This is a genomic window from Allobosea sp. OK403, from assembly GCF_900113835.1.
Classification (GTDB): Bacteria; Pseudomonadota; Alphaproteobacteria; order Rhizobiales; family Beijerinckiaceae; genus Allobosea.
The window spans coordinates 95,862-107,981 of record NZ_FOQV01000010.1 but is presented as its reverse complement, the minus strand read 5'-3'; the positions used below and the strand labels follow the sequence as shown (position 1 = coordinate 107,981).

10 protein-coding genes are annotated in these 12,120 nt (G+C 63.0%); 7 read left to right on the top strand and 3 right to left on the bottom strand.

Annotated elements, in window-relative coordinates:
* The 7 genes from BMZ97_RS25000 (at position 1) to BMZ97_RS24970 (ending at position 8,101) form a co-directional block, all read left to right on the top strand.
* Entirely contained in the window at positions 1 to 1,512 is a 1,512-nt protein-coding gene (locus tag BMZ97_RS25000; protein ID WP_092176257.1) for an oligosaccharide flippase family protein, read from the top strand.
* Between the two features lie 59 nt (positions 1,513 to 1,571).
* A complete protein-coding gene (locus BMZ97_RS24995) occupies positions 1,572 to 2,384 on the top strand; it encodes a hypothetical protein (RefSeq protein WP_092176254.1) in 813 nt (270 codons plus the stop codon).
* Positions 2,385 to 2,618: 234 nt separating this feature from the next.
* Positions 2,619 to 3,776: an acyltransferase family protein gene (locus tag BMZ97_RS24990; protein ID WP_092176251.1), complete on the top strand. Its 1,158-nt coding sequence runs from the start codon at positions 2,619 to 2,621 to the stop codon at positions 3,774 to 3,776.
* 188 nt (positions 3,777 to 3,964) lie between these two features.
* The gene (locus BMZ97_RS30930; protein ID WP_139221325.1) at positions 3,965 to 4,177 is read left to right on the top strand and encodes a hypothetical protein; all 213 of its coding nucleotides are present in this window, start codon (positions 3,965 to 3,967) and stop codon (positions 4,175 to 4,177) included.
* Positions 4,178 to 4,791: 614 nt separating this feature from the next.
* Entirely contained in the window at positions 4,792 to 6,363 is a 1,572-nt protein-coding gene (locus tag BMZ97_RS24980) for a Fic family protein (RefSeq protein ID WP_092176462.1), read from the top strand.
* Positions 6,364 to 6,634: 271 nt separating this feature from the next.
* Positions 6,635 to 7,636: a tRNA dihydrouridine(20/20a) synthase DusA gene (dusA, locus tag BMZ97_RS24975; protein WP_092176246.1), complete on the top strand. Its 1,002-nt coding sequence runs from the start codon at positions 6,635 to 6,637 to the stop codon at positions 7,634 to 7,636.
* A gap of 9 nt (positions 7,637 to 7,645) precedes the next feature.
* The gene (locus BMZ97_RS24970; protein WP_092176459.1) at positions 7,646 to 8,101 is read left to right on the top strand and encodes a PaaI family thioesterase; all 456 of its coding nucleotides are present in this window, start codon (positions 7,646 to 7,648) and stop codon (positions 8,099 to 8,101) included.
* A gap of 360 nt (positions 8,102 to 8,461) precedes the next feature.
* On the opposite strand, the gene BMZ97_RS24965 is transcribed toward BMZ97_RS24970, so the two are convergent.
* The 3 genes from BMZ97_RS24965 to mmsA all read right to left on the bottom strand — a co-directional run bounded on the left by BMZ97_RS24965 (position 8,462) and on the right by mmsA (position 12,078).
* Entirely contained in the window at positions 8,462 to 8,953 is a 492-nt protein-coding gene (locus BMZ97_RS24965) for a DUF2867 domain-containing protein (protein ID WP_175525729.1), read from the bottom strand.
* A gap of 372 nt (positions 8,954 to 9,325) precedes the next feature.
* Positions 9,326 to 10,531 (bottom strand): multiple monosaccharide ABC transporter permease, encoded by a 1,206-nt coding sequence (gene mmsB, locus BMZ97_RS24960; RefSeq protein WP_092176241.1) that lies wholly within the window; start codon positions 10,529 to 10,531, stop codon positions 9,326 to 9,328.
* On the bottom strand, positions 10,528 to 12,078 hold the full coding sequence (mmsA, locus tag BMZ97_RS24955) for a multiple monosaccharide ABC transporter ATP-binding protein (RefSeq protein WP_092176239.1): 1,551 nt from the start codon (positions 12,076 to 12,078) through the stop codon (positions 10,528 to 10,530). The genes mmsB and mmsA overlap by 4 nt, the downstream gene beginning before the upstream one ends.
* Between the last annotated feature and the right edge of the window lie 42 nt (positions 12,079 to 12,120).

Here is a 12,120-nt window from a genome sequence, read left to right as displayed (position 1 = left end):
ATGTCGGACCGCTTCGCGCGCAACTCCCTGTTCAGCACTGTGGCGGGCATCGGCACGGCCCTGAGCAGCCTGCTCAGCATGGTGCTCGTCTCACGGCTGCTCGGACCCTCTGAGGCAGGCACGGTCGCCTATGCCTTGTGGATTGCGACGCTCGCCGTGACGTTTGCCGATTTCGGCATCTATCAGTCCCTGACCCGCTATCTGCCGGAGCTGACTGCTCGGGGTGACGACCATGCGGCATGGGGGCTGGCGGCCTTTCTCCTGCGTCCCTGCCTGATCCTGGCGGCGCTGGGCCTGGCCGTCTTCGTCTGGCGCGGCGGCACGGCGATTGACGAGCCCGGTGCAGCGCTGCCGCCGCGGATGTGGTGGCTGATCGGGCTGCTCTTCACCAGCCAGCTCGTCAGCAGTTTCGGGCTCGGCCTGCTGCGTGGCTTCCAGCGTTTCGACAAGGCGGCCAGGCTGACATTGTCCTCTCTTGTCGTGCAGCTCATGGCCGTTGCCGCAGGCGCCGTCCTGGGCGGAGCCGGCGGGGCGCTGCTGGGCTATTGCGCCGGCAATCTGCTGCCGATCGCGATGATCCTGCGCAGAGAGCTGCTCCATGGCCGGATCGGCCCGGCGCTGCGGGGGCGGGTTCTGAAATTCGCCCTCTACTCCTGGGCCGGCGCGCTCACCGTCGCGATGGTCTGGTCGCGCCTCGAGATCTTCTTCCTGGCGCGCTATCACGGCTCCGAGGCGGTGGCGCTCTACACGGCGGGGCTCACCTTCTCCAATCTCGCCTCCCAGGGGCCTCTTCTGTTGACGGGAGGGCTTCTGCCCTATTTCTCGGAGCGCATCGCCGAAAACTCGCTGCAACAGCTCAACAGCAGCTATGCGACGGCGACGCGTGTCATGGCCTTCCTGCTGTTCCCGATCTGCCTTGGCCTGGCTGCAATCCTTCCCGCTCTGCTCCCGCTCGTCTATGGCCCCGCCTTTGTGGCCGCCATTCCCTCGGCCAGCATTCTCGTCGCCGGCGCGGCGTTTGGTGCCAGCGGCGCCGTAGGCTCGCAGATGATCTATGCGCGCGAACGGAGCGATTTCGTTTTTTTCAGCGGCATCGCCGGCGCGATACTGTCCGTCGCCGCCTATGCGATCGTGATCCCCGTCTACGGGCTCGAGGGTGGCGCCTGGGCGCGGGCCGGGATCCATATCTTCATGGTGGCGTTCGGTTCCTGGTTCATCTGGCGCCGGCTGGCTTGCCCGATACCGCTGCTTTCCATCGCAAAGATCTTCCTCGCCGCCGCGTGCTGCGCTGTTGCTGCTCATCTCTGCGTGAGATTGATCGCAAATCCCCTGCTTTCGCTTCCCACGGCGCTGATTTCGGGCGCGCTCGTCTACAGCCTGTGCGTGCGCTGGTTGAGGGCTTTGCCTTCCCAGGATCTCACCCGTTTGAGCGGGCTGCTCGGGCGGCTGCCGGTTATGGCGCGCATCCCGGCCATCGGATGTCTTGCGCTGCTGTCTTCCGAGCGGATCTGAGCGATGTCGCGGATCTGACCCATGTCGCTTGCGTCCCTGACCGCCACGGAGTTCCCTCGATGATCCGTTACGGACCAGCCCGGATCGCGCGTGCCCTCTATCGCCGGCTGTTGCGGCTGACGCCCTTTCTGGAGGAAAAGATCCGCTGCGACGCCTTTCCACGCCCGCAATTCGCCTATGGCATCTACCTTGCGGCACGCCAGGCGAAAGCGCTGGGCTATGATGGGTTCAGCGCCATCGAATTTGGCGTCGCCGGCGGCAACGGCCTGATCGCCATGGAAAGGATCGCGACCGAAATCGGTCGCAGCATGGGCCTGACGATCAGTGTCTATGGCTTCGACACCGGCCAGGGCATGCCGCCTGCCGTCGACTATCGCGATGCGCCGTTCATCTGGTCCGCAGGCCAGTTCAAGATGGATTTCGCCCTGCTTCAGAGCCGTCTCGATCATGCGACCTTGGTGATCGACGACGTGCAGGCGGGCGTCCAGACATTCCTGAACACAATGAAGGCCGCGCCGATCGGATTTATCTCCTTCGACATGGATTATTACTCATCGACGACGAAGGCGCTGGCGATCTGTGACGCGCCCCATCAGCGCTTCCTGCCGCGGCCGATCTTCTACTTCGACGATATCGTCGGCGACGATGACGAACTGCATTGCGAATTCATCGGCGAGCTTCTTGCCATCCGGGAGTTCAACGATGCTCATGCCGCAATGAAGATCGCGCAGATCCATGGTCTCGAGACAAAGCGCGCCTATCGGGACCACTGGCACGTCAAAACCTTTGTGCTGCATCGGTTCGACCATCCCAGATATTGTGAATTCGCCGGCAGGGACCAGAACTGGCAGATGCCGCTGGAGCAGGTTTGATGTCGTATTGCCTGGAGCAATGTCCGATCCAGCTGGATCGCTCAATTGCTCCAGATCCTTGTCTTAACGCGTTTTCTTCACGCGAACCGGTATCCGCTTCGCTCGAAAACGCTCTGGTGCCGCGCAGGAGGCAGCGCGATGCCGAGAGACGGATTCAGATTTCAGATGGGGGTCACAAAGTGATCCCATCTGAAATCTGAATCCGTCTCTCATGTAAGAGTTGGAGCAGGATCAATGCGAAAAACCGGTGCCCATTTTTTCGCATCCTGCTCTAGCCATGACGCGCGGCTGAATCAGCTCGACGGTCTGCGTGGCGTCGCGGCTTTCAGCGTGGTGATCTATCATTTCGTCTGCGCCTTCGTGCCGTCAGCGACCGATCCTGATGCGACGACCCTCACGCGGCCGGGCGAGGTGGTTCTCCGGTTCCTGTTCAGCGGCTCCTTCGCCGTCGCGATCTTCTTCGTGTTGAGCGGTTTCGTCATTGCCAACTCCGCCGCCGGCCGCCGCCAGCCGCTCCTGGTCAGCGCCTTGCTGCGCTATCTGCGTCTCGCCTTGCCGGCGGCCGCAAGCGTGCTTCTGGCCTGGCTCCTGCTGCGGGCTCTGCCGGACGCCGTCCGCCGGCTCGACGCGATCTCACCGAGCTGGTGGTTCAAATGGACCTATCAGGACCCGATCCCGCCCCTGCTCACCGCATTGCGTGACGGGCTGCTGGACAACTTCCTGACGGGAGGATCGCAGTTCAACAATGTGCTTTGGACGATGCGGATCGAGCTGATCGGCTCGCTGCTGCTCTACGCCATCTTCGCGGTCTCGCGGGGGCGGGTTCGCATCGCCGTGCTTGTCGCCACGGGCGTGCTCTTCATCGCGCTGCAACGCCATCACTATTGCGCTTTCATCCTCGGCGCGCTGCTGCGCGAAGGCTGGGCGGCCGGAAAGCTGCCCAATCTTCCGGCCGGGCGGCTGTTCTGGGCAGGCCTGGTGCTGGGCAGTGGCGCCTCGCTCATCGCTCTGCTGGGCGGTGGTCCGTTTCAGAAAGCCGAGACCATGATCGAGGGGTTGGCCGCGACGGCGGTGGTCTTCGACCTTCTGGCGTGCAACAGGCTCAAATCGCTGTTCGGTTCGGCCGTCCCGCTGTTCCTCGGCCGGATCTCCTTTGGCCTGTATCTCGTCCATGTCCCGATCTTGTATACGCTCGTCGCAACCGGCGTGGTCGGTTTCGCGGCGCTGGGCCCGATGGCCCTGAGCCTCTGGTTCGTCGCTTTCGTGGGCATCAGCCTGTTCGCAGGGCTGGTCTTCACATGGTTTGTCGATGAGCCCGTACTGGGCTTCAACAAGCGCCTGCGCCGGCGAATGGAGACGTGGCATCAGCTGTTGCGGACGCGCTTTGCTTGATCTGACGTAGCTGTTCCAGCGCAGCACCCCAGAATCCGTTCCAAGTGTCTGATTTTTCATCACCTGCGGATAAGTTCGGCCATGTCGGGGCGAAGCTTTGACCCCCCGTTACGGCGGATAGATTTGGCACATTATTTGCTGCTTCGAGCTGAGCCGTTGTTCGGCCGGGTCGTCTCGGAGCTGGACTGATGGAAATCGATTCCGGAAGACATTTTGGATGCGAGGCATGCGGCTCTCCATCCGTCGATTTGCCTTCGCCATTGACCGAGAGCTGCGTCATCCGCTGCCATGCCTGCGGAAAGTGCATCACGACATGGCGCGAGTTTCGCGAACGCATTCATGCCGAGATCCTCAAGCACGAAGGCCCACGCTCCTCCCGCGTGCTCTGCGCCGATCCGTGAGATGGCTGAATAGCACACGGGCCTCGCGGGGAAAGTGCTCCGCAACGGACCCAGCCGCCGCTTGAGCCATTCAGGCGTGGCGGCTTTGGAGTGCAGAGGAGCCTTGCCGAGGTCGCAGATGTCGCCGATATGAAGGTCGATGAGTGCCTCGCATGTGTCCAGCCGCGATGTGTGACGCGTGCGGAGCCTCACCACGATCAAGTCGGCGCTCGGCCCCGGTGGCACGCGAAGCGCCAGATATGCACTGACTTGCAAGAGAAAAATGCAGGACCTCAAGTACATAGATTTTCCGTGGCGCCGATGATGGACGGGGCGGATCGCTTTACGGGCCATCATCTGGAAGGTTCGTACGCAACACGTTCCGTTCTGTTTCATTTTCCTTTGCGCGATTGACACGCCGATTGGTCGCCAGGCGGTGCGGGCTGCCACCCTTGCCTAACCTGCTTTGCGCGAACCTATGCGGGTCTTTTCAAAAGACCGACACGAGGTGGGCGCCAGGCTCGTGATCGAAATTCACGGCGAGGATTCGTTTCGAGTGGTTTGTGGTTGCGAGTTATCAAATTTCATGAAAATATCTCACAGAAATCAGTTTTCATGGATCGATATTGAAATTCATGCAGAAGGGGCGGTGGAAGCCATTTTCAGGCGCCGTGACGGTTTTTCACGGCAGACGCTTGCCGGAAGAGGCCACGCCTGTCGGCTACGCGGCTCTGATCGAAGCGTACGATCTGGCGGCTCCAATCCCGCTCACCCTGGCGGCGATCGGCCCTCGCCATAAGGTCTACCAGGACGATGGCTGGCGCATCTATACGCCCCGTCATGCGCCGGGTGCCGATCTCGTGGGGCACCTGACCTTCGCCCTGCGTTATGAAGGGCTGGACTTGGCCGTGCTGAAGGCACTGTTTCGTGCCACCGGCCCCGATGCGATTATCAGCATGGTGCGGGCCGCTCCGACTGGTGCCTATGCCCGGCGGGTGTGGTTTCTCTATGAATGGCTGTTGGAGGAGCGGCTCGATCTGCCGGATGCGGGGCAGGGGGCTTACGCCCTGATCGTCGATCCGAAGTTGCAATGGGCGATCGAGGGTACGGCCTCCACGCGTCATCGCGTGAAGAACAACCTGCCGGGCACGTCCGGCTTCTGCCCGATGATCTTCCGGACACCGGCGCTGGAGGCGTTCGTCGCCCGCGATCTGGCCGGCGAGGCCCGCCGCCTTGCTGCGGAAGTGCCGGCGGATCTGCTTGCGCGGACGGCGGCCTTCCTGCTGTTCAAGGATTCACGATCGAGCTTCCAGATCGAAGGGGAAGACCCGCCGCAGGACCGAATCCAGCGCTGGGGCCAAGTCATCGCGGAAGCGGGTCGCCGAGCGATCGACCGCGACGAGCTGGAGCGGCTGCAGCGTATCGTCATCGGCGATGCGCGCTTCGTCCATTTGGGGCTGCGTCAGGATGGCGGCTTCGTCGGCGAGCATGAGCGCGAAACGGGCGCGCCCATTCCTGACCATATCAGCGCACGGCATCAGGATCTGCCTGAGCTGGTCGCAGGACTGACCGCTTTCGACAGGGGCGCGGCCCGGGCGCTTGATCCGGTGCTTGCCGCCGCCATTCTGGCTTTCGGCTTCGTCTACATCCACCCGTTCGAAGATGGGAACGGCCGCCTGCACCGCTATCTCATCCATCACGTGCTGGCTGAGCGCGGTTTCAACCCGCCGGGCCTCGTCTTTCCCGTCTCGGCGGTGATCCTCGACAGGATCGACGACTACCGCCGGACCCTGGAGAGCTATTCGCGCCGCCTGCTTCCGCATGTGCGCTGGCGACCGGTCGATCGCGGCAATGTCGAGGTGCTGAACGACACGATCGATTTCTACCGCTATTTCGACGCGACCCCGCATGCCGAGTTCCTGTTTGCCTGTGTCGCTCGTACGGTCGATGTCGACCTGCCGGCGGAGACCGCTTTCCTTCGGGCTTACGACACGTTCAAGGGCCGTGTCTCGGGGATGATCGACATGCCGGACAGGTTGCTGGACCTGCTGTTCCGATTCCTGAGGCAGAATGAGGGGCGGCTATCGCAGCGGGCGCGTGAACGGGAGTTTGCCGCTCTGACCGATGAGGAGACTGCGGAGATACAAGCGATCTACGCAGACCTTCGCCTGAGCTTAGATATCGGGCCTGAACAGCGGAGAGAATAGTCCGAAAACGGGTCGCTGGGCGGCCGACATGCGTCTAGCGCGATCGTGTCGGATTTATCGCAGCCTTGCCTCAAAGGCGGTTTAACGCTGCGGCTTGGCTGAACGTCTACTGACAAAGCGCTTTGATCTCGCGGACTGCCTCCGACGCCTCTTGTCGAGATCGAGCGAAGCACCGGAGCAGTCACCCGATCAGCGAAACCGGTCGAAAATCGCCCGGTTTCGCGTATAAGGGCTCGCCAAGCATGACTTGCATCGCTCTTACCTGGATGAAATGCAGCACTATCAATCACATAGATTTTCCGTTGCGCCGATGATGGACTGGACTGATCGGCATTGCCGCATCATCCATCGCCTGATGTCGCGTCGCGCCCGGCTCTATACCGAGATGGTGACGGCGCAGGCCGTGATCCGGGGCGATCGCCAGCGCCTGATCGGTTTCGACGCCTTCGAGCATCCGGTCGCGCTCCAGCTCGGCGGTAATGATCCCGTCCTGCTGGCTGAAGCGGCCCGGATCGGCGCCGATTTCGGCTATGACGAGATCAACCTGAATTGCGGCTGCCCTTCGGACCGTGTCCAGGGCGGCGCCTTCGGGGCCTGCCTGATGCGCGAGCCCGACCTCGTGGGCGATTGCGTCGCGGCGATGAAGGCCGCCGTCTCCATCCCCGTGACGGTGAAATGCCGCATCGGCGTCGACGATCAGGATCCGGAAGCGGCGCTCGATGCGCTGACCGCGGCGGTGCGCGCAGCCGGCGTCGACGCCTTGACCGTCCATGCCCGCAAGGCCTGGCTCCAGGGGCTCTCGCCGAAGGAGAACCGCGAGGTGCCGCCGCTCGACTATGAGCGCGCCTACAGGCTGAAGGACGCCAATCCCGACCTCGTCGTCACCATCAATGGCGGCATCCGCGCGCCTGAGGAGTGGAGCGGCCATCTCGTCCGTCTCGACGGCGTCATGATCGGCCGCGAGGCTTATCAGAACCCCGAGATCCTGCTCCAGGTCGATCCGCTGCTCTTCGGCGAGGCCGCGCCGGTCGCGGATGCCTTCGCCATGCTGGAAGCGCTGGAGCCGCATATCGCGGCGCATCTGGAGCGGGGCGGGCGATTGCATGCCTTCACGCGCCATCTCGTTGGGCTGTTCCCGGGCCAGCGCGGTGCGCGCCTGTTCCGCCGCCATCTCGCCGAGCATTGCGTTTCCGCGGAAGCGGGGCTTGCAGATCTGCGCGCGGCGGCGGGGCATGTGTCGCGCTATGAAGAGGCAGCTGTTGCCGCCGCCTAGGAGTTGCTGATGCCGGATATCCTGCTCCCGCAGGAGGACATGGTCCGGCGGATCGCCGACAGCTTTGCCAAGCAGGCCTTCATGACCACGCTCGGCGCAAGGCTGCTGCATGTGCGCCCCGGCGAGATCGAGATCGACTTGCCGGTCGCGACGCATCTGACCCAGCAGCACGGCTTCGTCCATGCCGGCGCGGTCGCGAGCATCGCCGATTCCGCCGCTGGCTATGCGGCTTTGACGATGATGCCGGCGGGGGTGGGCGTGCTGACGGCAGAGTTCAAGATCAACCTGCTTGCGCCGGCCGCCGGAGAGCGCCTGCTCGCCAAGGGCAGGGTGATCAAGGCCGGGCGCACCTTGACGCTCGCCATGGCCGAGGTTTTCGCGATCTCGGGCGGCACCCCCAAGCTCTGCGCCATGCTGACCGCGACCTGCATGACGATTGCCGGGCGCGAGGGCGTGTCCGACTAGAGCAGTTTCCGATCCAGTTTGGATCGCTCAATCGCTCTAGGTTATTGTTTTAATGCGTTTTCTCCGCGCAAACGCTTCGCGTTTGTCGCGAGGGAACCGGTATCCACTTCGCTCGAAAACGCTCTTGAGCAGTGTCTGAATCAACTTGATCAGAAACTATTCTAACTCCTTGTTTCAACACGTTTTCTTCGCGTGATCCGGTGCTCGTTCTTCGCGCGGGCCGGTGCCCGCTTCGCTGGAAAACGCTCTGGAGCAACTTCTGAATCAACTTGATCAGAAACTGCTCTAGATCTTTGTTTTAACACGATTTTTAGACAGCCGGTGTCCGCCTGGGGCAGGAACCAAGATCTTCGTGGTCACCTAACCTTGTGCTCGTGCAAGCTGTGCCAGGCTGGTCCTGACGACGAGGTGATGAAAGGGCCTGATCACGTTGAGATAGGTGAGGCCGAAGGCATTATGAGAGTGCACGACGGTCGTCGCGATGAGCTGCGTGCCGGTTGGAGACTTGCGGCGCAGCAGCGACAGTCGGAAGTCGAGGTGTCGATCATCTTCACCCAGCACAATCTCGTCCTGGCCTTCCCATTGCACCGGGAAGAAGTCGACGCGTTCGGTGTCGGCCCTGGACGCTCGGACCTCCCCGGAGGTTTTGACGCCAAAGGGCGTCATCATGGCGTCGCGCAGCGCGACCAACGCCTTGATCCAGGCCGGCTGATCGCCGACTGTCCGGGTCGCCAGCACGCGCATGCTGTCCTGTTTCGATGAACTCAGATCGATGCTGTAGCTATCGAGCAGGCTGGCGTTCTCGTACCAGCTTGCAACGACGCTTTCAGGTGGCGGCGTGGTCCGGCGCACCGGCGCTTTGCGTTCTAAACACATGCCGAAAGCCCGATCATGACAGTATCTGCGACAGCTGGCCGGTCCATAGCGGTGAGGGTACATGCCTTGGAACGAAGCCGGCCGGGACCGATATGATATCGCGCGTGAGCGCCATACACATGATTTACCCGATGACGAATACGCCCTGCTAGAGCCGTCGCTGTCGCAGCCCAGGCGGCGCGGCCGCTAGAGCCGGATGATTTCAGCTGGGATCACCAAGTGATCCCAGCTGAAATCTGAATCCGTCTCTCATCTAAAAGTGCGAGCAGGATCAATGCGAAAAACCGGTTCCCACTTTTTCGCATCCTGCTCCAGGCTTATGATGGATCTTGATGTCGGGTCAGGCGCTCAGCGCTTCTGATTGTAGACGTCGAGGCAGACTGCACCCAGCAGGACCAGGCCCTTGATCACCTGCTGATAGTCGATGCCGATGCCCAGGATCGACATGCCGTTGTTCATCACGCCCATGATCAGCGCGCCGATCACCGCCCCCGAGACACGCCCGACCCCGCCATAGGCCGAGGCGCCGCCGATGAAGCAGGCGGCGATCACGTCAAGCTCGAAGCCCAGCCCCGCCTTTGGGGTCGCCGTGTTGAGCCGCGCCGCGAAGACGAGGCCGGCGAGCGCCGCGAGGACGCCCATATTCACGAAGGTCAGGAAGGTCAGCCATTCCGTGCGCACGCCCGAAAGCTTGGCGGCGCGGGCATTGCCGCCGACCGCATAGATCTGCCGGCCGATGCTGGTGCGCGTCGTCACGAAGGCATAGAGCGCGATCAGCACCCCCATCACCACGAGCACATTCGGCAGGCCGCGATAGGAGGCGATGAGATAGGTCGCGTAGAGGATGATCGCGGCGAAGGCGAGGTTCTTGGCGATGAAGAAGCCCTGCGGCTCGAGCGGGATGCCATGGCTCTGCTGGCGCATGCGGCTCTTGAGATTGAGCACCACGAGCAGGATCGCGAGCGCGGCCCCGATCGCCAGCGAGGTCGGGTAGAGCGCGCCGGCTTCTGGCATCAGCTCGGGGATGAAGCCCGAGGACAGCTTCTGGAAGGTCACCGGGAACGGCCCCAGCGACTGGCCCTGCAGGATCGCCAGCGCCAGCCCCTTGAAGACGAGCATGCCGGCAAGCGTCACGATGAAGGAGGGGATCTTGAAATAGGCGACCCAATAGCCTTGCGCCGCGCCGATCAGCGCGCCCAGTGCCAGGCAGATCAAGGCGGCTGGCACGAAATGCATCTCGTAGCGCACCATCAGCACGGCGGCGACCGCGCCGACCGCGCCCGCCACCGAACCGACCGACAGGTCGATATGGCCGGTGACGATGACGAGCAGCATCCCCAGCGCCATGATGACGATGAAGCTGTTCTGCAGCACGAGATTGGTCAGGTTCAGCGGCCGCAGCAGCGTGCCCCCGGTCACGACCTGGAAGAACAGCATGATCGCCACCAGCGACATCAGCATGCCGTAGTCGCGCAGGCCCGTCTTGAGGTGGCTGCCCGCCGGACGCGCCGGTGCTTCGCTTATGGTTTTGCCGCTCAAGGTTTCGCCGCTCATGCTCTGGTCTCCCCGTTGCGCATGATGGCGCGCATGATTTTTTCCTGGCTTGCATCCTGCGCGGAGAATTCGCCGACGAAGGCGCCCTCGTTCATCACGCAGATGCGGTCGCAAATGCCCAGCAGTTCCGGCATTTCCGACGAGATCACGATGACGCCGCGCCCGGAATCCGCCAGCTCGTTGATGATGCAGTAGATTTCGTATTTGGCGCCGATGTCGATGCCGCGCGTCGGCTCGTCCAGGATCAGGACCTTGGGCTCGGTGAAGAGCCATTTCGACAGCACGACCTTCTGCTGGTTGCCGCCCGAAAGCTGGCCGGTTTCCTGGTAGACGCTGGCGCTGCGGATCCCCATGCGCGAGCGATAGCCCGTCGCCACCTTGAGCTCTGCCATGTCGTCGATGACGCCGCCGGGAGCGACCGCCGGCAGGTTGGCCAGCGTCATGTTCTTGCGGATGTCCTCGGCCAGGATGAGCCCGAGCTCCTTGCGGTCTTCTGTGACATAGGCGAGCCCGGCATTGACGGCGCGCCGCACGGTGGAGAGATCGACCTCGCGCCCCTCCAGCCTGGCGCGGCCGCTGATGTGGCGCCCATAGGAGCGGCCAAAGACGCTCATCGCGAATTCGGTCCGGCCTGCGCCCATCAACCCGGCGATGCCGACGATCTCGCCGCGCCGGACCTGGAAATCCACACCCTTGATCACGCGCCGCCCGGCATCCTGCGGATGGAACACCGTCCAGTCCTCGACCTCGAAGATCACCTCGCCGATTTTCTCTTGGCCTATCTTGGGCTCGCGCTTGGGATAGCGATGCTCGAGATCGCGATCGACCATGCTGCGGATGATGCGGTCTTCCTCGACCGGGCCGGCGCGACAGTCGAGCGTGTCGACGGTGCGCCCGTCGCGCAGCACGGTGATGTGGTCGGCGACGCGCGCGACCTCGTTGAGCTTGTGCGAGATCAAGATCGAGGAGATGCCCTGCGCCCGCAATTCGACCAAGAGGTCGAGCAGCGCCTCGCTGTCGCGCTCGTTGAGGCTCGCGGTCGGCTCGTCCAGGATCAGCAGCCGGACATCCTTGGACAGCGCCTTGGCGATCTCGACGAGCTGCTGCTTGCCGACGCCGAGATCGATGACGCGGGTGTCGGGCGCCTCGTTCAGGCCGACCTTGGCCAGCAGCGCCAGGGCGCCGCGATAGACCGCTCCCTGGTCGATCACCCCGAATTTCGTGGGCGGGTTGGCCAGATAGATGTTCTCGGCGATGGACAGGAGCGGGATCAGCGCCAGCTCCTGATGGATGATGATGATGCCGAGCGCCTCGGATTCGGTGATGTCCCGGAAGCGCCGCTCCTCGCCATCGAAGATGATGGCCCCGTCATAGGAGCCATGCGGGTAGACGCCGCTCAGCACCTTCATCAGGGTCGATTTGCCGGCGCCGTTCTCGCCGACGACGGCGTGGATCTCAGCCGTCTCGACCGAAAACGAAACCTCGCTCAGGGCCTTGACGCCAGCGAAGGCCTTGCTGATGCCGCGCATGGCCAGGATCGGATTCATGTCATCTGCTCCGCGACCGGCGCTCTGCTTCGCGACCGGATT